General features: G+C 72.1%; 20 protein-coding genes. 8 read left to right on the top strand and 12 right to left on the bottom strand.

Annotated elements, in window-relative coordinates:
- Nucleotides 1-62 precede the first annotated feature (62 nt).
- Nucleotides 63-647 carry a suppressor of fused domain protein gene (locus tag ACWCWD_RS09735; protein WP_450771556.1) on the bottom strand — a complete coding sequence of 195 codons (585 nt, stop codon included), beginning with the start codon at nt 645-647 and terminating at the stop codon, nt 63-65.
- A 417-nt stretch (nt 648-1,064) separates the two neighbouring features.
- On the opposite strand from ACWCWD_RS09735, the gene ACWCWD_RS09730 reads away from it, so the two are divergent.
- Together ACWCWD_RS09730 and ACWCWD_RS09725 are read left to right on the top strand one after the other, a co-directional pair.
- The gene (locus tag ACWCWD_RS09730) at nt 1,065-2,192 is read left to right on the top strand and encodes a magnesium and cobalt transport protein CorA (RefSeq protein ID WP_450771554.1); all 1,128 of its coding nucleotides are present in this window, start codon (nt 1,065-1,067) and stop codon (nt 2,190-2,192) included.
- Between the two features lie 55 nt (nt 2,193-2,247).
- A complete protein-coding gene (locus ACWCWD_RS09725) occupies nt 2,248-2,766 on the top strand; it encodes a hypothetical protein (RefSeq protein WP_450771553.1) in 519 nt (172 codons plus the stop codon).
- A gap of 27 nt (nt 2,767-2,793) precedes the next feature.
- Here the strand turns inward: ACWCWD_RS09725 and ACWCWD_RS09720 are convergent, their stop codons facing one another.
- Nucleotides 2,794-3,561 carry a hypothetical protein gene (locus tag ACWCWD_RS09720; RefSeq protein WP_450771551.1) on the bottom strand — a complete coding sequence of 256 codons (768 nt, stop codon included), beginning with the start codon at nt 3,559-3,561 and terminating at the stop codon, nt 2,794-2,796.
- 230 nt (nt 3,562-3,791) lie between these two features.
- On the opposite strand from ACWCWD_RS09720, the gene ACWCWD_RS09715 reads away from it, so the two are divergent.
- From ACWCWD_RS09715 to ACWCWD_RS09705, 3 genes are read left to right on the top strand one after another with little or no spacing between them, the layout of a single operon-like run.
- Entirely contained in the window at nt 3,792-5,066 is a 1,275-nt protein-coding gene (locus ACWCWD_RS09715; protein WP_266708786.1) for a magnesium transporter MgtE N-terminal domain-containing protein, read from the top strand.
- Entirely contained in the window at nt 5,056-5,616 is a 561-nt protein-coding gene (locus tag ACWCWD_RS09710; protein ID WP_450771549.1) for a DUF1003 domain-containing protein, read from the top strand. Before ACWCWD_RS09715 ends, ACWCWD_RS09710 begins: the two co-directional genes overlap by 11 nt.
- A gap of 42 nt (nt 5,617-5,658) precedes the next feature.
- Complete coding sequence (locus ACWCWD_RS09705) at nt 5,659-6,792, top strand: Mrp/NBP35 family ATP-binding protein (RefSeq protein ID WP_450771548.1); 1,134 nt, start codon at nt 5,659-5,661, stop codon at nt 6,790-6,792.
- 110 nt (nt 6,793-6,902) lie between these two features.
- On the opposite strand, the gene ACWCWD_RS09700 is transcribed toward ACWCWD_RS09705, so the two are convergent.
- From ACWCWD_RS09700 to sigE, 5 genes are all read right to left on the bottom strand, one after another.
- Nucleotides 6,903-7,568, bottom strand: coding sequence for a hypothetical protein (locus ACWCWD_RS09700; protein ID WP_450771546.1), 666 nt, complete (start codon nt 7,566-7,568; stop codon nt 6,903-6,905).
- A 122-nt stretch (nt 7,569-7,690) separates the two neighbouring features.
- Nucleotides 7,691-8,203 (bottom strand): sec-independent translocase, encoded by a 513-nt coding sequence (locus tag ACWCWD_RS09695; protein ID WP_450771544.1) that lies wholly within the window; start codon nt 8,201-8,203, stop codon nt 7,691-7,693.
- 120 nt (nt 8,204-8,323) lie between these two features.
- Nucleotides 8,324-9,952 carry a trypsin-like peptidase domain-containing protein gene (locus ACWCWD_RS09690; RefSeq protein WP_450771542.1) on the bottom strand — a complete coding sequence of 543 codons (1,629 nt, stop codon included), beginning with the start codon at nt 9,950-9,952 and terminating at the stop codon, nt 8,324-8,326.
- Nucleotides 9,953-10,122: 170 nt separating this feature from the next.
- Nucleotides 10,123-11,181, bottom strand: coding sequence for a zf-HC2 domain-containing protein (locus tag ACWCWD_RS09685; protein WP_450771540.1), 1,059 nt, complete (start codon nt 11,179-11,181; stop codon nt 10,123-10,125).
- Complete coding sequence (gene sigE, locus ACWCWD_RS09680; RefSeq protein ID WP_450771538.1) at nt 11,178-11,939, bottom strand: RNA polymerase sigma factor SigE; 762 nt, start codon at nt 11,937-11,939, stop codon at nt 11,178-11,180. The genes ACWCWD_RS09685 and sigE overlap by 4 nt, the downstream gene beginning before the upstream one ends.
- A gap of 179 nt (nt 11,940-12,118) precedes the next feature.
- On the opposite strand from sigE, the gene ACWCWD_RS09675 reads away from it, so the two are divergent.
- A complete protein-coding gene (locus tag ACWCWD_RS09675; protein ID WP_386887463.1) occupies nt 12,119-12,784 on the top strand; it encodes an O-methyltransferase in 666 nt (221 codons plus the stop codon).
- 140 nt (nt 12,785-12,924) lie between these two features.
- Here ACWCWD_RS09675 and ACWCWD_RS09670 read toward each other — a convergent pair whose 3' ends face one another.
- Entirely contained in the window at nt 12,925-13,092 is a 168-nt protein-coding gene (locus ACWCWD_RS09670) for a DUF3117 domain-containing protein (RefSeq protein ID WP_003966491.1), read from the bottom strand.
- Between the two features lie 315 nt (nt 13,093-13,407).
- Here ACWCWD_RS09670 and chcB point away from each other — a divergent pair, with 315 nt between their 5' ends.
- Nucleotides 13,408-14,220 carry a 2-cyclohexenylcarbonyl CoA isomerase gene (chcB, locus tag ACWCWD_RS09665; RefSeq protein WP_450771536.1) on the top strand — a complete coding sequence of 271 codons (813 nt, stop codon included), beginning with the start codon at nt 13,408-13,410 and terminating at the stop codon, nt 14,218-14,220.
- Nucleotides 14,221-14,264: 44 nt separating this feature from the next.
- Here the strand turns inward: chcB and ACWCWD_RS09660 are convergent, their stop codons facing one another.
- Nucleotides 14,265-14,852 (bottom strand): DNA-3-methyladenine glycosylase I, encoded by a 588-nt coding sequence (locus tag ACWCWD_RS09660; protein ID WP_450771534.1) that lies wholly within the window; start codon nt 14,850-14,852, stop codon nt 14,265-14,267.
- Nucleotides 14,849-15,223: a DivIVA domain-containing protein gene (locus ACWCWD_RS09655; RefSeq protein ID WP_450771533.1), complete on the bottom strand. Its 375-nt coding sequence runs from the start codon at nt 15,221-15,223 to the stop codon at nt 14,849-14,851. Before ACWCWD_RS09655 ends, ACWCWD_RS09660 begins: the two co-directional genes overlap by 4 nt.
- Nucleotides 15,224-15,334: 111 nt before the next feature.
- Between ACWCWD_RS09655 and folP the strand changes: the two genes are divergently transcribed.
- Nucleotides 15,335-16,207 carry a dihydropteroate synthase gene (gene folP / locus ACWCWD_RS09650; protein ID WP_450771531.1) on the top strand — a complete coding sequence of 291 codons (873 nt, stop codon included), beginning with the start codon at nt 15,335-15,337 and terminating at the stop codon, nt 16,205-16,207.
- Between the two features lie 80 nt (nt 16,208-16,287).
- Here folP and ACWCWD_RS09645 read toward each other — a convergent pair whose 3' ends face one another.
- Together ACWCWD_RS09645 and dapE are read right to left on the bottom strand one after the other, a co-directional pair.
- Nucleotides 16,288-17,073 (bottom strand): LOG family protein, encoded by a 786-nt coding sequence (locus ACWCWD_RS09645; RefSeq protein ID WP_450771529.1) that lies wholly within the window; start codon nt 17,071-17,073, stop codon nt 16,288-16,290.
- An 84-nt stretch (nt 17,074-17,157) separates the two neighbouring features.
- Nucleotides 17,158-18,237 (bottom strand): succinyl-diaminopimelate desuccinylase, encoded by a 1,080-nt coding sequence (gene dapE / locus ACWCWD_RS09640; protein ID WP_450771527.1) that lies wholly within the window; start codon nt 18,235-18,237, stop codon nt 17,158-17,160.
- Nucleotides 18,238-18,310: the final 73 nt, after the last annotated feature.

Genomic DNA, 18,310 nt, shown 5'->3' with positions numbered 1-18,310 from the left:
CCTCTTCGTACGACCGCGGCCCCGAACCGGGGCGGTCAGCTCAGCGGTACGGCGGTACGCGGTCAGTCCAGCGGTACGGAGGTACGCAGCGGGTCGCGCAGGTCCGTGCCGTGCGAGAGCCAGCGCTCCTGGAGCTCCTGGCCTCCCCGGACCCGCTTCCAGGCGGCCTCGTTCGCGGTCATCGGGAGCAGCGGCAGGAAGCGCACCGGGTCCATCGGCTCGTCCAGCTCCAGGTCCTCCACCAGCCCGCCGGACTCGGCGACCAGCACCGAGGAGAAGGGGGCGGACGGCCAGAGCGGGTCGCCCACGTCGAGGGAGGCGCCGGGTGCCACGATCACTCCTTCGACCTGCGGGGACGCCGCGAGTACGGCGAGCGGGCGGAGCACCTGGTCGGTGTCGGCGAGCCCGGCGCGTACGGAGAGCACCAGCTCGGCGCGGGGGCCCTTCACCGGGTCGGCGAGCGGCGAGGTGGGGTCCGCCATGGGCTGGGCGGACATGCCGAGGGTGGCGTAGCGGACCACGTCGCCGTCGAGGAAGCGCAGCACTTCGATGCGGTCCGTACCGAGGAAGGTCACGGCGGCGCGGGCGTCCGGCTCCCCGAGGGCGGTGCACAGCCGGGCTTCGACGAGCGCGAGAATTTCTTCCATGTCGCGAGCATAGAACGCGTATCGAACGGGCAAAGTAAGGGATTGACCCTTGGCCGGGCTGATAGCCTGGCCGCCGGTCGGGACAGCGCGCGACGCGGCGCCCTCTCCGTCCCGACAGCACGTCGTCCCCCACGGGGGACCGGCCGGAGGAGGTGGGGACTGCCATGGATCCAAGTCGACCGTGCAGTACCAAGCGCTCTTCCGTCTCCACCGTATCCCGGTGATTTCTTAAGCCCTCTCGGTCAGGGCTCGTGGCTTGTCGCACGGCGGAAGAGCATCCCGTTTTTGCCTGTCTGTAGCGAACGCCGTCGCCACCGCTCCGCGGTGCCGCCCGCTTTGCGGACGTGGTTCACACGTCTCCATTCCGGGCTGTTCCGCCTGCGCGCACCGCACGGCCCTTTCGTGTAGGAGCCAGCCATGTCCATGATCCGTGACCTGCGCGCCGCCGTGCGCCCCTCCCTGCGTCCGTCCCTCCGCAAGGAACCCGTCCCGCACAACGGTTACGACACCACCCGTGACCCGTCCGCCTCCAGTGCCGTGGTGGACTGCGCGGTCTACCGCGACGGCCGTCGCATGGAGGCGTCCGCCTGCCAGACCCCGCACGAGGCGATGCTTCGGGTGCGCGAGGGCGGCGGCTTCGCCTGGATCGGGCTGCACGAGCCCACCGAGGCCGAATTCGCCGTCATCGCACGGGAGTTCGGGCTGCACCCACTGGCGGTGGAGGACGCGGTCCACGCCCACCAGCGGCCGAAGCTGGAGCGGTACGACGACACGCTCTTCACGGTCTTCAAGACCATCCACTACGTCGAGCACGCCGAGCTCACCGCGACCAGCGAGGTCGTCGAGACCGGCGAGGTCATGTGCTTCACCGGCCGGGACTTCGTGATCACCGTCCGGCACGGCGGCCAGGGCTCGCTGCGCGCGCTGCGCCACCGCCTCCAGGACGACCCGGAGCTGCTCGCCAAGGGACCGTCCGCGGTGCTGCACTCCATCGCCGACCACGTGGTGGACGGGTACATCGCGGTGGCGGACGCGATGCAGGACGACATCGACGAGGTCGAGATCGACGTCTTCTCCACCCCGACGAAGGGCAGCGCGCGCGGCACCGACGCCGGGCGGATCTACCAACTCAAGCGCGAGGTACTGGAGTTCAAGCGGGCCGTCTCGCCGCTCCAGCGGCCGATGCAGCTCCTCAGCGAGCGGCCGATGCGGCTGATCGACCCGGACATCCAGAAGTACTTCCGCGACGTGGCCGACCACCTCGCCCGGGTGCAGGAGGAGGTCCTCGGCTTCGACGAACTGCTGAACTCGATCCTCCAGGCCAATCTGGCGCAGGCGACCGTCACCCAGAACGAGGACATGCGCAAGATCACGTCCTGGGCCGCCATTGTCGCCGTACCCACGATGATCTGCGGGGTCTACGGCATGAACTTCGAGCACATGCCGGAACTCCGGTGGACGTACGGCTATCCGATGGTGCTGGGCGTCATCGCGGTGGTCTGTTTCTCCATCCACCGGACGCTGAAGCGCAACGGCTGGCTGTAGCGGACCCCGTGGACGCCCGGACGGCCCCGTACGGCGGGCCGTTAGGCTCTTCGCCATGACTGCTGACTCGTTGCTCGGGCAGGCCCTCGTCGAGGAGGCCACCAAGAAGTCCGGCCTGGTCTGGGTGCGCGCCTCCGGCGCCGCCCGGGCGCTCTGGCACGTCTGGCACGAGGGCGCGGCGGTGCTCGTCGGCGGGCCCGGCGAGCAGCCGCTCCCGGAGGGGCTGGCGGACGGCGTACGGGCCGAGGTGACGGTGCGCAGCAAGGACAAGGGCGGCCGGATCGTCGCGTGGACCGCCGAGGTGGCCGAACTCGCCCCGCACTCCGAGGAGTGGGAGGCGGCGGTCGCGGAGCTCAAGGGGAAGCGGCTGAACGCGCCGGACGCCGAGCGGCTGACGGAGCGCTGGGCGGCCGGCTGCCGGGTGGTGCGGCTGACGCCGGTGGCGCACACCACCGACCTGCCGGACGGCTCGCTCGCCGCCCGCCCGCTCGACACCCCGGCGATCACCCGGGAGCCGGTGCCGGCCGGGCTCCCCCGGCTGCTGCTGAAGAGGAAGCGCCGCGGCAAGGGCTGAGCGCACGGCCCCGGACGTACGAACGGCTCAGCCGGAGTTCTTCGGCAGCTGGCCGCCGTAGTCGACGGTGTCGTCCTGCGGCGGGGCCGCCAGTTCGAAGGAGCGCCCCCAGTCGGCGAGGGTGACCGTGCCGCCTCCGCCGCCGCGCGCCACCCTGACGGGGTACGGGGTGCCCTTGAGCGATACGTCGAGCGCGCCGCCCTCGCCCTTCCCGCCCAGGATCTGGATGACGGGCACGCCGGTGACCTTGTCCCGGCCGCCCTTGTTGACGGTGCCGTGCAGCGAGAGCACTCCGTCGAGCAGGGTGTCCTTCTCGGTGAAGCCGCGCAGCCGCTTGTACGTGGGGTCGTCCTCGGGGACCTTGACGTACTTGCCGTCGAGCTTCTCGGCGGCCTCCGCGTCGTCGTCCCCGCCCTTGCCGTCCTGCGCGTCCCGCTCGGCGCTCCAGAAGGCAGCGTCCGCCTTGAGGTAGAGGTCGTCGCCGACCCGGAGCACGGCGAAGGTGTTCTCCTCCGAGGTGACGGAGCCCGTGCCGCCGTCGGCGTTGAGCCGCATGTCGAGGGTGTAGCTGCCGTCCTTGCTGATGAGGGTGCCCGCGAGGTGGACGGCGGTGGCGCCGTCGGCGGCGGCTCTGGCCCGGGTGTCGATCTCCGCGGCGGAGAGCTTGCCGATTCCGTTCGTGCCCTCGTCGGGGTCGTCGCCCGCGCAGGCGGTGAGGCCCAGGGCGAGCTGTGCCCCGAGCGCCACGGCGAGCGCGGTCCGGCGGGCCCGTACGGCGGGAGCGTAGGAGGTCACGCGCACTTGCCTCTCGTCATACGTGTGGGATGGCAAGCGGCAGCGTACCCGGGGTTCGGGCGCTGTCCGGAAGGGAGCCGTCCGGACGCGCTCCGGGGCCGGTACGGAGCGGTACGCAGTGGTACGGGCTAGCCTGAATCCGGCATACCGGCGTCATCGACGCCCCTGACGTGCCATGAAATGACCACGTCAGGCATCGCACGCGGCAACCGGCACGGAAGGGGTGCGCAATGGCATCGGGCGCGCCCAGGGTCTTCGTCTCGCACCTCTCCGGAGTCCCGGTCTTCGACCCCAACGGCGACCAGGTCGGCCGGGTCCGCGATCTGGTGGCGATGCTGCGCGTCGGCGGCCGGCCGCCCCGGCTGCTCGGCATGGTGGTGGAAGTGGTCAGCCGACGGCGCATCTTCCTGCCGATGACCCGGGTGACGGGCGTGGAGTCCGGCCAGGTCATCACCACCGGCGTGGTCAACATGCGCCGCTTCGAGCAGCGGCCCACCGAGCGCCTGGTGCTCGGCGAGTTCCTGGACCGGCGGGTGCGGCTCACGGAGTCCGGCGAGGAGGTCACCGTCCTCGACGTGGCCATCCACCAGTTGCCGGCCCGCCGCGACTGGGAGATCGACAAGTACTTCGTCCGCAAGGGGCGCGGCGGGGCGCTGCGCCGCAAGGGCGAGACGCTGACCGTCGACTGGTCGGCGGTGAGCGGCTTCGCACTGGAGGAGCACGGACAGGGCGCCGAGAGCCTGGTCGCCACCTTCGAACGGCTGCGCCCCGCCGACGTCGCCAACGCCTTGCACCATCTGACGCCCAAGCGCCGGGCGGAAGTGGCCGCCGCCCTCGACGACGACCGGCTCGCCGACGTGCTGGAGGAGCTGCCGGAGGACGACCAGGTGGAGATCCTCGGCAAGCTCAAGGAGGAGCGCGCGGCGGACGTGCTGGAGGCGATGGACCCGGACGACGCGGCGGACCTCCTCTCCGAGCTGCCCGAGGAGGACAAGGAGCGGCTGCTGACGCTGATGCGCCCGGACGACGCGGCCGACGTGCGGCGGCTGATGAGTTACGAGGAGCGGACGGCGGGCGGTCTGATGACGACCGAGCCGATCGTGCTGCGCCCGGACGCCACGGTCGCGGACGCGCTCGCCCGGGTGCGGCAGTCGGACCTCTCCCCGGCGCTCGCCGCGCAGGTGTACGTCTGCCGGTCGCCCGACGAGACGCCCACCGGCAAGTACCTCGGCACCGTCCACTTCCAGCGGCTGCTGCGGGATCCCCCGTTCGCGCTGGTCAGCTCGATCGTGGACAGCGACCTCCGGCCGCTGCCGCCGCACACCCCGCTGACGGTGGTGACCAGCTATCTGGCCGCGTACAACCTGGTCTCGGTTCCCGTGGTGGACGAGAGCGGCTCGCTGCTGGGCGCGGTGACCGTCGACGACGTCCTGGACCACCTGTTGCCGGAGGACTGGCGGGAGACCGACTTCCACGGCGAGGAGGGGATCGCCCGTGGCCGCTGAGGAGCGTGCGAAGGCGGCGTCCACCGGTTCGTCCGGGATGGTGCGCCCGCCCAGGTTCCGGCTGGACCAGCCGAAGGCGCCACGCCGCCGGCTGCTGCCGGAGTACGACCCCGAGGCGTTCGGCCGGTTCTCGGAGCGGATCGCGCGTTTCCTGGGCACCGGGCGGTTCATCGTCTGGATGACGCTGATCATCATCGTCTGGGTGCTCTGGAACATCTTCGCGCCGGTCGCGCTGCGGTTCGACGAGTACCCGTTCATCTTCCTGACGCTGATGCTCTCGCTCCAGGCCTCGTACGCGGCGCCGCTGATCCTGCTCGCGCAGAACCGGCAGGACGACCGGGACCGGGTCACCCACGAGCAGGACCGCAAGCAGAACGAGCGGTCCATCGCCGACACCGAGTTCCTCACCAGGGAGATCGCGGCGCTGCGGATGGGGCTCGGCGAGGTCGCCACCCGCGACTGGATCCGCTCGGAGCTGGAGGACCTCATGAGGGACCTGGAGGACCGGCGCGTCCTCCTCCCGCACGAGAGTGACGAAGGCGACCGCTGAGGGGCTACCCGCGCGTAGCGCAACGCGCCGTAACATCGTCGTATGGCTACGGAAGACGCGGTGCGCGAAGCACTGGCGACAGTGAACGACCCGGAGATCCACCGTCCGATCACCGAACTCGGCATGGTGAAATCGGTCGAGATCGATCCTGACGGTGTGGTGGCTGTCACGGTGTACCTCACGGTCTCCGGCTGCCCGATGCGCGAGACCATCACCAGGAACGTGACCGACGCGGTCGCCGCGGTGGAGGGCGTCTCGCGGGTCGAGGTCACCCTCGACGTGATGAGCGACGAGCAGCGCAAGGAGCTGGCGGGCGCGCTGCGCGGCGGTACCGCCGAGCGCGAGGTGCCCTTCGCCAAGCCCGGCTCGCTCACCCGCGTCTACGCGGTCGCGTCCGGCAAGGGCGGCGTCGGCAAGTCCTCGGTGACGGTCAACCTCGCCGCGGCGATGGCGGCCGACGGGCTGAAGGTGGGCGTCGTCGACGCGGACATCTACGGCCACAGCGTGCCCCGCATGCTCGGTGCGGACGGCAAGCCGACCCAGGTCGAGAACATGATCATGCCGCCGTCGGCGCACGGCGTGAAGGTCATCTCCATCGGCATGTTCACCCCGGGCAACGCCCCGGTGGTCTGGCGCGGCCCGATGCTGCACCGCGCGCTCCAGCAGTTCCTCGCCGACGTCTACTGGGGCGACCTCGACGTCCTGCTGCTCGACCTGCCGCCGGGCACCGGTGACATCGCGATCTCGGTGGCGCAGCTGGTGCCGAACGCGGAGATTCTCGTCGTCACCACCCCGCAGCAGGCGGCGGCCGAGGTCGCCGAGCGGGCCGGTTCGATCGCGGTGCAGACGCACCAGAAGATCGCCGGTGTCGTGGAGAACATGTCGGGCATGCCGTGCCCGCACTGCGACGAGATGGTCGACGTGTTCGGCAGCGGCGGCGGTCAGCGGGTGGCCGACGGTCTGACGAAGACGGTCGGCGCCGAGGTGCCGGTGCTCGGCTCGATCCCGATCGACGTACGGCTCCGCGAGGGCGGCGACGAGGGCAAGCCGGTCGTGCTCTCCGACCCGGACTCCCCCGCGGGCCGGGCGCTGCGCTCCATCGCGGAGAAGCTGGGAGGCCGTCAGCGCGGCCTGTCCGGCATGTCGCTGGGCATCACCCCGCGCAACAAGTTCTGAGACGGCCGAGGAGCCGGGCGGTCCGTGGGAAAACGGACCGCCCGGCTCCTCGTGCGTCCGGCCGGTGATGCCTATGGCCGGTGCTGCCGATGGCCGGTGCCGCGTACGGCTCAGGCGTAGGCGGCGACGTCCTCGACGGCCGAGAAGCCCAGCCCGTACGCGCTCATCCCCCGCCCGTACGCGCCGAGGTGCACGCCCTTCGCTGATCCGGCCAGCACCCAGCCGAACTCGGACTCGCGGTAGTGGAACTCGACCGGCACGCCGTCCACCGGCAGTGAGAGCGTCGACCAGGGCGCCTCGTCCAGCTCGTCGGCGAGCTCGAACGCGATCTCCGTCTGCTGGTCGAGCCAGTCGTCGCGCAGGCCGTGGTCGAGCTGCTGCGGCCAGGTGCAGGCGAGCAGCCCGGAGCCGGCCAGCCAGGCCACCGTGGACACCGTGGTGGCCTCCAGGGTTCCGGTGCCGTCGCCACTGCCGCGTACGGGGCTGCTGGCCACGGTCACCACGACGGCGAACCGCTCCTTCTCGGGGCCCGTGTCGGGGCGTGCCAGCGGCTCGTCGCCGTGGCCGATCGCGCCGTGCTGGACGGCGCCGTCCGCCGCCCGGCCGACCGGGGTCAGCCTGCGCGGACCGGTGAACGCCTCGTCCAGTGCGTACCAGGGGAAGGACGCCTGCAGATAGCCGTCGACGACCGCAGGCCGGGCCGAGGGCACCCCCTCCGCCTCCGCGGTGTCCGTGCTGGGCGTGCCATCCGTGTCAACCCGACTCGTGGTCTCCATCTACCCGGCCGCCTCCTCGATCTCAGATCCGGAGCGGCCCGCCCCCCGCGGGCTCGGGCATCCTCGCAACCGGACAGATGGAGAATAGCCATACCGTCCGGACGAGCCGGGATTGACGGGTCTCAGGTGGCGTCGGCGTCGAACGGCGGACGGTCGTCCTGAGCGGCCGGAGCGGCCTTCTTCAGGGGGTCCGCCTTCGCCAGGGGGTCCGTCTTCGCCAGGGGGTCGGCGGCGGGGGACTTCGTCAGCGCGCCGACGTCCGACCCGGCCGAGGCCACCGTCGCCGCCGCCGCGGAGGCCACGCTCTCGCGGCCGTGCACGGCGTCGGTCATGTCGGTGATCTCCTTGCGGAGGTCGAAGCTCTCGCGGATCTCCTTGAGCCCGAGATCGTCCTCGCCGTCCATCAGCTGCTTGCGGATGAACGTCTTCGGGTTCAGGTCCTCGAACTCGAAGTCCTTGAACTGCGGTCCCAGCTCGGAGCGGATGTCTTCCTTGGCGCTGTCCGAGAACTCACGGATCTTGCGGATCGTGCGCGTGACGTCCTGGATGACCTTCGGCAGCTTGTCCGGGCCGAAGACCAGGACGGCGAGAATCCCGAGAGTAAGCAGCTCAAGTGCGCCTATGTCGTTGAACACTTTGCCGCTCCTCGTGTGCTCCGCGTGTTCGTCGCGTGGTCTCCCACCGGCACGGCCGGAAAGTCCGGCCGTGCAAACGGTACCTGGCCAAGCTGTACGGACGGTACCTCGCGTGGACGTTCAGGTGCCGGTCACGGACCCCAGGGTCAAAGTCATGGACAGCTCTTTACCCCCGCGTACGAGCTTCAGGACGAGCCGGTCTCCGGGGCGGTGGGCGCGGATCTTCACGATGAGCTCCTCGCCGTTGTGGACGCGCACGCCGTCCACCGCCGTGATGACGTCGCCCGGCCGGATGCCCGCCAGGTCACCGGGGCCGCCCTCGGTGACGGCGGCGGTACCGCCCCCGCCCCGGGTGTTCACCTTCGCGCCGTCGCCCAGGTACTCCATGTCGAGGGTGACGCCGATGACCGGGTGGGTGGCCTTGCCGGTGTTGATGAGTTCCTCGGCGACCCGCTTGCCCTGGTTGATCGGTATGGCGAACCCGAGGCCGATCGACCCGGCCTGGGCGCCGGTCTCGGCGGAGCCGGTGTCGGCCGCGCGGATGGCGCTGTTGATGCCGATCACCTGAGCCCGGGCGTCGAGGAGCGGGCCGCCGGAGTTGCCGGGGTTGATGGGTGCGTCGGTCTGGAGGGCGTCGACGTAGCTGACGTCGGTGGAACCGGCCGCCTCGCCGCCGGAGGTGATCGGGCGCTGCTTGGCGCTGATGATCCCTGAGGTGACGGTGTTCGACAGGTCGTACGGGGCGCCGATGGCCACCACCGGGTCGCCGACCTCGACGTTGTCGGAGTTGCCGAGCGCCAGTGGCCGCAGCCCGGAGACCCCGCTGACCTTGACCACGGCCAGGTCGTAGCCGCTGTCCTTGCCGACCACCTCGGCCCTCGCGCTCTCGCCGCCGCTGAACGTCACGGTGATGTCGCCGGACGAACCGGCGGGCGCGACGACGTGGTTGTTGGTGAGGATGTGGCCCTGGCCGTCGAGGACGAACCCGGTGCCCGTGCCGGATTCCCCGCTGCCGCTGACGTGCAGGGTGACCACGCCCGGCAGGGCGCTCGCGGCGATCCCGGCGACGCTGTCCGGTGCCCGGCCCGCGGGTACGCCGTCGGCCTGCGGGAGGTGCACGGTGGTGATGCCGCCGTTCCGTTCGACGTACGCGCCGACCCCGCCGCCGATGGCGCCCGCGACCAGCGCGAGGAGTACGGCCCCGACGAGCAGCGACCCGCGCCGCCCGCCCGGACGCCCCGCCGCCTGGATGACCCCTGAGGTCCCCGGGACGGTCCGGGCCGGCGACTGCTGCAGCGGGGAGCCCGCGGCCCAGGGGTCGTAGTGCTGCCAGGGCGTTCGGGGAGCCGTCGCGTGGGCCGCGTGCGTGGCGTACGCCCCGGGCACGGGGGTGCCGTGCGCCGGGGTCGTGGCGGGGTGCTGGACCGGCGGGGCGGGCGCCCAGGGGCCGGGGCCGCCGTAGGGCGGGGTGCCGTACTCGTCGGGCTCGTGCAGCGGGCGCGCGGCGCCGGGGGTACGGGGCCCGGGGACCCCCGGGGCGGTGGAGGCGGGTGCGTCGGTCACCGGGGCGGAAGGTTCGTGGGCGACCGGCGCGGGTCCGTCGGCCACCGGTACGGGTCCGTCGGCGAGCGGCGCGGAGGGTTCATGGGCGACCGGTACGGGTGCGGGTTCCGGAGCGAGGGGGGTGGGTCCCGTCGCGGGGCGGCTCCACCACTTCGGCTTCGGTCCGGTGGGCTGTCCCTCGTCCATACTCTCCCCGCACATGGCCTCCGCACGCCCTCCCCGGAGCGCTCCGAGCGGAATTCAACCAGGTTTTGGGCGGGGCGAGCGGCGACGGCGGGGAGTCGCTGAGGAGGGCTGTCGGTGCGGGCCCCCGGGGGATGCCGGTCCCGCGCCGGGCGTGACCGGCGCGGGGGAGTTCAGCGCAGCGCCTGCTGCGCCGACGGCAGGGCCGAGAGCGGCGTGGCGGAGGCGGACGGGGCGGCGGACGACGCGGCGGACGGCGCCGGGGCGGACGGGGACGGGGCGGCGACGGTGGCGGACGCGGTGACCCTCGGCTGCGCGGCCGCGGCGGGGAAGAGCGGCGCGAGGAGCGGGGACGCCGTGCTGGGGCATATCAGCGAGGCCAGCGAGACCTTCCGCGTCGGCTGCGTGTGCTCCTGCCCGGCCCCGAGGAGGGTCTCCGTGCCGGTGCCGGACAGGCCCGGCGAGGTGGTGGTGGTGAGCCCCACCGGTGCGGAGGACGCCGCGAAGGTGGAGGTGGAGGTGATGCCGGAACGGTCCTCCACGGAGAGGGCGCCGCCCTGGGAACTGCCCCGGCTGGCCGAGGCGATTCCGCTCGCCGCGCGTTCGTCGGCGTCGAGCGGGGTCCTCGCGGAGCCGGCCCCCTCGGCACGCAGCGGAGCGTCGAACGCGTCGTCCACCGGGATGGCGCCGCCCAGGGCGATCGCCGCCAGCGAGACGGCGCTGGCGGCCGCGAACGCGAACCGGCGGGCGCGCCACGGGGAGCGGTCGGCCTCGCGGGCCACCTCGTGTATGCGGAAGCCGCCGGCGCCGCCGGGCAGCACGGAGCCCGCTCCGTGCGCGGTGGGGAGGTAGCCGAAGCCGTCCAGCGGCGAGGGGACCTTCTCCGTCCGGCGGCCGCCGGGGCCGCCGGAGGGGCCGCCCGGGAGGCGGTAGTCGTCGACCGGCCGCCCGTCGGGGCCGAAGGGCCCGCGCGGGAATCCGTCGTCGGCGCCGGTGCCCCCGGGAAGGCCCTGGAGGCGGGCGAGGAAGCCCTCGCTGGGTGAGGGGGGAGCCGTCTGCGCGAACACGGACTTGACCCGCCGTTGGGCATCGGCCTCCGCCTTGCAGCGGGCGCAGGTGGCGAGGTGGGCCAGGACGCGTTCGCGGGCGTCGTGCTTGAGCTCGCCGTCGACCAGGGCGGCGAGCCGGTCCCCCAAGTGCTGCTCGGCAGGGGTGGGGCCTGTGGGGGTCACGCCGTTCCGCCCTCCCCCACGAGGACCGCGCCCGCCAGGGAGCGCTGTTCGGCGCGGGCTTCGGGAGACCGGTGCTTGAGCGCCTTGCGCAGATGCGAACGGCCTCGGTGGATGCGGCTGCGCACGGTGCCCAGCTTGACGCCGAGGGTGGCCGCGATTTCTTCGTAGCTCAGTCCCTCGATGTCGCAGAGCACCACGGCGGCACGGAATTCGGGCGCGAGGGTGTCCAGCGCCTGCTGCACGTCCGCGTCGAAGTGGGTGTCGTTGAACGCCTGCTGCGGCGACGGCTCACGGCTGGGCAGCCGCTCGGCCGCGTCGTCCCCGAGGGAGTCGAAACGGATCCGCTGCTTGCGGCGGACCATGTCGAGGAAGAGGTTGGTGGTGATGCGGTGCAGCCACCCCTCGAAGGTGCCGGGGGTGTAGGTCGACAGCGACCGGAAGACGCGGACGAACACCTCTTGGGTGAGGTCCTCCGCATCGTGCTGGTTGCCCGTCAGCCGGTACGCGAGTCGGTACACGCGACCGCTGTGGGTGCTGACGATCTCTTCCCATGAGGGCGGGGTCCACGCCGGGGATTCCGTGTCGGAGGCGAAGGTCGCGGTCGTTGCGGAATCGTTGGAAGAACGGTCAGCGTTGTTGGTCACGGATTTCGGCTCACCCGCCGACCTGAGAAAGCGCCGCAGCGCTCCTCCCCGATCCCCAGGCGCAGCCGCACCTCCCCTGTCGGCTCTGGTGGTGTCCAGTGGAGCCCCTACCATAGCCACCTCGCCCGTTAGCTCCGTATAAGCCTTTTTCGGAGGGGCCGGGCGGTGCCCGGGGCCTGCTTCCGCCGGTCCGGTGGGCCCGATCCGCGGGCCCCCTTCGGGCGCTTTCCCCTCTCCCTCCCCAACGTCCGGTCCCATCTGCGGGTTCCCCTGCGCAGCGGATACAGTCACCGTTGCGCCAACTACGGGGACAGGAGAGGGTCATTACCGCCAACCGGCAGACGAGCTGGGCGTTCGCCGACGCCTTTGTCCCCGAGGACGAGGCTCTGTACCTGGCCCGCGAGCGGTCCAGGTCGTTCGGGATCCGCTCCGTCTCCCCCGGCACGGGTGCCGCACTGCGGCTGCTCGCCGCCGCGGCGGACGCCAAAGCGGTGGCGGAAATCGGCACCGGTACCGGCGTGTCCGGCATCTACCTGCTGAACGGGATGCGCCCGGACGGGGTGCTGACCACCGTCGACCCCGAGCCGGAGCGTCAGCAGTTCGCCCGTGAGGCGTTCCGCTCGGCGGGGTTCGCCACCAACCGCTCCCGCTTCATCCCCGGCCGTGCGCTGGACGTCCTGCCGCGCCTCGCGGACGGCGGGTACGACCTCGTCTTCTGCGACGGCGACCGGCTGGAGAGCCTGGAGTACCTGGCCGAATCGTTGCGTCTGCTCCGCCGGGGCGGGGTCGTCTGCTTCGAGGGGGTCTTCGCGGACGGCCGTACGGTCGACGCGGCCGCCCAGCCCGCCGAGGTCCAGCGCATCCGGGAGCTGCTGCGGGCGGTGCGGGAGAGCCAGGAGCTGATGTCCACGCTGCTGCCGGTCGGCGACGGGCTGCTCTGCGCGGTCCGCCGCGGCTGAGCCGTGCGCTCCGGACCGGGCCCGGCAAGCCGCTCACCGGCGCGGGCCGCGCGACCCTTTCGTATACGGCCCCGGACACGCTTCTGCCCCGGCACGGTGAACCGTGCCGGGGCAGAAGTGAAGTGTGGGCGCGCAGAGGGTCAGCCGACAACCTTCTTGAGCGCGTCGCCGAGCGCGTCTGCCTCGTCCGGAGTCAGCTCGACAACGAGCCGACCGCCGCCTTCGAGCGGAACGCGCATGACGATGCCCCGCCCCTCCTTTGTCACCTCGAGCGGGCCGTCGCCCGTCCGCGGCTTCATGGCCGCCATGCTCGTTCCCCTTCCTGAAACCAGCTCAATCGCAACCGGCGGCCCCATGACAGGCGCTGCCTCACCGGCATCGAACACATTGCTTCCAGGTCATTATCCCGCATGCGACACCCCGATGACCAACATCGATCGGCATCGCTTGCGCAACGCACACCACCAAAACCACCCAATTCGGCGATCCGGCTGCGATACTTCGCCCCCTCGCGGCCCGAGGTGAGAGCCAATCGTTAGACGCAGGTCACATGTCGGCCCGGCGGGGCGTCGGCCATGCTTGCCTGGCGAAGCACCGAACCTGGACAGCGAGGGGACACCACCATGGCCGAGGAACTGGCGAGCGCCGTGCTCTACGAGGTGAGCGACGGACTGGCGACGATCACCCTCAACCGGCCGGACGCGATGAACGCCATGAACACGGCGGCCAAGGTCGCCCTGCGGGACGCGCTGCACGCCGCCGCCGGTGACTCCTCGGTGCGCGCCGTCCTGCTCACGGCCACCGGGCGCGCCTTCTGCGTCGGCCAGGACCTGAAGGAGCACATCGCCTCGCTGGCGGCCGCGCAGGAGACGGGCGGCGGCAACGCGCTGAGCACGGTGAGCGAGCACTACAACCCGATCGTGCTGGCCATCACCGGGATGGAGAAGCCGGTCGTGGCGGGGGTGAACGGGGTCGCCGCCGGGGCCGGTTTCGGCTTCGCGCTCGCCGCCGACTACCGGGTGGTCGCCGACACCGCCTCCTTCAACACCTCGTTCGCGGGGGTCGCGCTGACCGCCGACTCGGGGATGTCCTGGACGCTGCCCCGGCTGATCGGGCCGAGCCGCGCCGCCGACCTGCTGCTCTTCCCGCGGTCGATCACGGCGGCCGAGGCGTACGGGCTGGGCCTGGTCAACCGGGTCGTGCCGGCGGCCGACCTCGCGGCCGAGGCCGCGTCGGTGGCGCGCGCGCTGGCGGACGGGCCGACCGTGGCGTACGCGGCGCTGAAGGCGTCGATGGCGTACGGCGCGGGGCACACCCTGGCCGAGACGCTGGAGAAGGAGGACGAGCTCCAGACGGCGGCGGGCGCCTCGCAGGACCACACCATCGCGGTGAAGGCGTTCCTCGCCAAGGAGAAGCCGCGGTACCTCGGCAAGTGAGAACCGCCCTCCGGGCCGCGTACCGGGCGGCCCGGGGGCCGGTGTCAGCCGGTGGCGCCCCGCGCCACGCAGTCGGCGAGGTGGTCGTCCACCAGTCCGCACGCCTGCATCAGGGCGTGGGCGGTGGTCGGGCCGACGAAGCGGACGGACCGCTTCTTCAGCGCCTTGGCGAGCGCCGTGGACTCCGGTGTGACGGCCGCCACGTCCCCGAGCTTCCGGGGGGCGGGCCGGGTGGCCGGATCGGGGGCGTACGACCAGATCAGCTCGTCCAGCTCGCCGGGGGCCCACTCGGCGAGCACCCGGGCGTTGGCGAGGGTGGCGTCGATCTTGGCGCGGTTGCGGATGATGCCGGCGTCGGCGAGGAGGCGCTCCTTGTCGGCGTCGGTGAACCGTGCGACCTCGGCGATCTCGAACCCGGCGAAGGCGGCGCGGAAGCCCTCCCGGCGGCGCAGGATCGTCAGCCAGGAGAGGCCGGACTGGAACGCTTCCAGGCAGAGGCGTTCGAAGAGGGCGTCGTCGCCGTGGACCGGCCGGCCCCACTCGGTGTCGTGGTAGGCGAGGTAGTCCTCGGTGCTGAGGCCCCAGGGGCAGCGCAGCCTGCCGTCCGGGCCGGGTTCGGCTCCGCCGCTCATCGGGTCTCTCCGTCTTCGTCGCCGGGCTTGAGGTCGGTGGGCCGCTTGCGGAGGTCGGGCCCGGGCGCGTCCTGCGCGAGGGCTCCGGCGAGCGCCGACTCCAGGTCGGCGATCCGGGCGTCGCGCTCGGCCAGCTCGGCGGCGACCCGGTCGAGCGCCTCGTCGACGTCGGCCATGCGGTAGCCGCGTACGGCCATCGGCAGCCGGAGCTGCTCCATGTCGGCGGTGACCAGGGGCCGGGTCACCGGCAGCGGGTCGGTGGGGAACTCGGGCGCGGTGTCCTGGAGCACCGCGCGGTCGCCCCCACCGACCACGGCAAGGGTGACCGCGGCGACGACCACGACCATCGCGAGCAACAGGAACAAGAACACGTGCGCCTCCCCAGAGGGCGGGAATCAGTCCGGGTCCGATCGTGCCATGCGCCGGTGACAGTTAGGGTCGTTGGTTCGGCCCCAGGGTCGATCTACGAGGAGGAACACGGGATGCGAAGCGGTCCACTCAGGCTGGGACGGCGGGAATTCGGTCCGCACGAACCGGTGATCATGGCAATCGTGAACCGGACCCCCGACTCCTTCTACGACCAGGGCGCCACGTTCCGGGACGAGCCGGCGCTCGCCCGGGTCGAGCAGGCGGTCGCGGAGGGCGCCGCGATCATCGACATCGGCGGCGTGAAGGCGGGACCGGGCGAGGAGGTGTCCGCCGAGGAGGAGGCGCGGCGCACGGTCGGGTTCGTCGCGGAGGTCCGCCGCCGCCACCCGGACGTGGTGATCAGCGTGGACACCTGGCGGCACGACGTGGGCGAGGCGGTGTGCGAGGCCGGCGCCGACGTGCTGAACGACGCGTGGGGCGGGGTGGACCCGAAGCTGGCGGAGGTCGCCGCCCGGTACGGCGCGGGGCTGGTCTGCACCCACGCGGGGGGCGCGGAGCCGCGTACCCGCCCGCACCGGGTGGAGTACGAGGACGTGATGGCGGACATCCTGGAGGTCACCCTGGGGCTGGCGGAGCGGGCGGTGGAGCTGGGGGTGCGCCGGGACGCGATCATGATCGATCCCGGTCACGACTTCGGGAAGAACACCCGGCACTCGCTGGAGGCCACCCGGCGTCTCGACGAGATGACGGCGACCGGCTGGCCGGTGCTGGTCTCGCTCTCCAACAAGGACTTCGTCGGCGAGACCCTGGACCGCCCGGTCAAGGAGCGGGTGATCGGGACGCTGGCGACCACGGCGGTCTCCGCGTGGCTGGGGGCCCAGGTGTACCGGGTGCACGAGGTGGCGGAGACCCGTCAGGTACTGGACATGGTCGCGTCGATCGCCGGCCACCGGCCGCCCGCGGTGGCGCGGCGCGGGCTGGCGTAGGACGCCGGGGTCCGGTCCGTCCGGCCCGGGAGGGACCGGACGGACCGGGGACGCACCGGAGAACCGGTGACGAGGTGGGCCTACCGGCCGACCTCCTTCGTCACCAGGGCCACCGCCTCGTCCACGTCGTCGGTGACGTGGAAGAGCAGCAGGTCCCTCTCGGACGCCTTGCCCTGGGCGACCACGGTGTTCCGGAGCCAGTCGACGAGACCGCTCCAGTAGGCGGAGCCGAAGAGCACGATCGGGAACCGGGTGACCTTGCCGGTCTGGACGAGGGTCAGCGCCTCGAAGAGTTCGTCCAGGGTGCCGAGGCCGCCGGGGAGGACGACGAAGCCCTGGGCGTACTTGACGAACATCGTCTTGCGGACGAAGAAGTAGCGGAAGTTGACGCCGATGTCGACGTGCGGGTTCAGCCCGGACTCGAAGGGCAGCTCGATGCCGAGTCCGACCGAGATCCCCTTCGCTTCCCTGGCGCCCTTGTTGGCGGCCTCCATCGCGCCGGGGCCGCCGCCGGTGATGACGGCGAAGCCCGCGTCGACGAGCGCCCGGCCGATCCGTACCCCGGCGTCGTACTCCGGGGTGTCCGCCGCGGTGCGGGCGGAGCCGAAGACGCTGATCGCGCTGGGCAGCTCGGCGAGCGCCCCGAACCCTTCGACGAACTCGGACTGGATGCGCATGACCCGCCAGGGGTCGGTGTGCACCCATTCCGAGTCGTCCTCGGAGTCCAGCAGCCGCTGATCGGTCGTGCCGGGCTGTACCTGTTCCCTGCGGCGCAGTACCGGGCCCAGCCGCTGTTCCTCGGGCCTGACCGCGCCCTCGGGAATCTCGGCGTGCTCGGGAATCCGCGCGTCCTCCGGGTTGCCCATGACTGCTCCCTCCACCGACCTGCGTTGTGGCTGTTCCCCGTCAGCCTAGATCGGTCGAGGTTACGGGCGGGGTAATGCCGTGGGTCAGCTGGTGAGCCAGGAGCGCAGGCGCTCCTCGCAGTGGGTGATCCGTGCGGTGGCCACGTGTTCGTCGCGCTTGTGGGCGTAGAGCGCGTCTCCGGGACCGTAGTTGACGGCGGGGACGCCGAGGTCGCCGAAGCGGGAGACGTCGGTCCAGCCGAACTTGGGCTGGGCGGTGCCGCCGACGGCCTCCATGAACGCCTTCGCCGCGGGGTGCGAGAGGCCCGGCATGGCGGCGGTGGAGTGGTCGTCCACGATGAATTCGGTGATGGGGCAGTCGGCGAAGACCTCGCGGACGTGCGCGAGGGCCTCCTCGGCGGTGCGGTCGGGGGCGTAGCGGTAGTTGACGGTGACGGTGCAGGCGTCCGGGATCACGTTGGTGGCGACGCCGCCCTCGATCTTCACCGCGTTGAGGCCCTCGCGGTATTCGAGGCCGTCGATGACCGGGCGGCGCGGTTCGTACGCGGCGAGCGCCGCGAGGATCGGGGTGGCGGCGTGGATGGCGTTGGACCCCATCCAGCTGCGGGCGGAGTGGGCGCGTTCGCCCTCGGTGTGCAGGATCACGCGGAGTGTGCCCTGGCAGCCGCCTTCGACCTGGGCGTCGGAGGGCTCCAGGAGGACGGCGAAGTCGCCTTCGAGCCAGTCGGGGTGGGCGGCGGCGACGTGGCCGAGGCCGTTGAGGTGGGCGGCGACCTCTTCGTTGTCGTAGAAGACGAAGGTGAGGTCGCGGTTGGGCTCGGGGACGGTCGCGGCGATCCGCAGCTGGACGGCGACGCCGGACTTCATGTCGGAGGTGCCGCAGCCCCAGAGGATGCCGTTCTCGTCGAGCCGGGAGGGCACGTTGTCGGCGATCGGCACGGTGTCGATGTGACCGGCCAGGACCACGCGTTCGGGGCGGCCGAGGTGGGTGCGGGCGACCACGTTGTTGCCGTGCCGGTCGACGGTCAGGTGCGGCAGTGCGCGCAGCGCCGCCTCGATGGCGTCCGCCAGGTCCTTCTCCTGCCCGCTCACCGACGGGAAGTCGACGAGTCGGGCGGTGAGTGCGGGTGCGTCCAGAGCGAGATCAAGCGTGCGTTCGGCCATGGCTCCGACCCTATTACTCCGGCGGGGCCCGCCTCTGCCGGGGGACGGCGGGGCGGCGGAGAGCGGCGGGGCC

This window comes from Streptomyces sp. NPDC001493, assembly GCF_053597235.1.
Note: the sequence above shows the minus strand (reverse complement) of the source record. Positions and strands in the feature narration are given on the sequence as shown.

Excerpts from the sequence above, each read along its gene's own strand:
- ACWCWD_RS09735 (WP_450771556.1), bottom strand. The coding sequence starts at position 647 with ATGGAAGAAATTCTCGCGCTCGTCGAAGCCCGGCTGTGCACCGCCCTC.
- ACWCWD_RS09730 (WP_450771554.1), top strand. The coding sequence starts at position 1,065 with ATGTCCATGATCCGTGACCTGCGCGCCGCCGTGCGCCCCTCCCTGCGT.
- ACWCWD_RS09725 (WP_450771553.1), top strand. The coding sequence starts at position 2,248 with ATGACTGCTGACTCGTTGCTCGGGCAGGCCCTCGTCGAGGAGGCCACC.
- ACWCWD_RS09715 (WP_266708786.1), top strand. The coding sequence starts at position 3,792 with ATGGCATCGGGCGCGCCCAGGGTCTTCGTCTCGCACCTCTCCGGAGTC.
- ACWCWD_RS09705 (WP_450771548.1), top strand. The coding sequence starts at position 5,659 with ATGGCTACGGAAGACGCGGTGCGCGAAGCACTGGCGACAGTGAACGAC.
- ACWCWD_RS09700 (WP_450771546.1), bottom strand. The coding sequence starts at position 7,568 with ATGGAGACCACGAGTCGGGTTGACACGGATGGCACGCCCAGCACGGAC.
- ACWCWD_RS09690 (WP_450771542.1), bottom strand. The coding sequence starts at position 9,952 with ATGGACGAGGGACAGCCCACCGGACCGAAGCCGAAGTGGTGGAGCCGC.
- sigE (WP_450771538.1), bottom strand. The coding sequence starts at position 11,939 with ATGGTAGGGGCTCCACTGGACACCACCAGAGCCGACAGGGGAGGTGCG.
- ACWCWD_RS09670 (WP_003966491.1), bottom strand. The coding sequence starts at position 13,092 with ATGGCGGCCATGAAGCCGCGGACGGGCGACGGCCCGCTCGAGGTGACA.
- chcB (WP_450771536.1), top strand. The coding sequence starts at position 13,408 with ATGGCCGAGGAACTGGCGAGCGCCGTGCTCTACGAGGTGAGCGACGGA.
- ACWCWD_RS09660 (WP_450771534.1), bottom strand. The coding sequence starts at position 14,852 with ATGAGCGGCGGAGCCGAACCCGGCCCGGACGGCAGGCTGCGCTGCCCC.
- folP (WP_450771531.1), top strand. The coding sequence starts at position 15,335 with ATGCGAAGCGGTCCACTCAGGCTGGGACGGCGGGAATTCGGTCCGCAC.
- ACWCWD_RS09645 (WP_450771529.1), bottom strand. The coding sequence starts at position 17,073 with ATGGGCAACCCGGAGGACGCGCGGATTCCCGAGCACGCCGAGATTCCC.
- dapE (WP_450771527.1), bottom strand. The coding sequence starts at position 18,237 with ATGGCCGAACGCACGCTTGATCTCGCTCTGGACGCACCCGCACTCACC.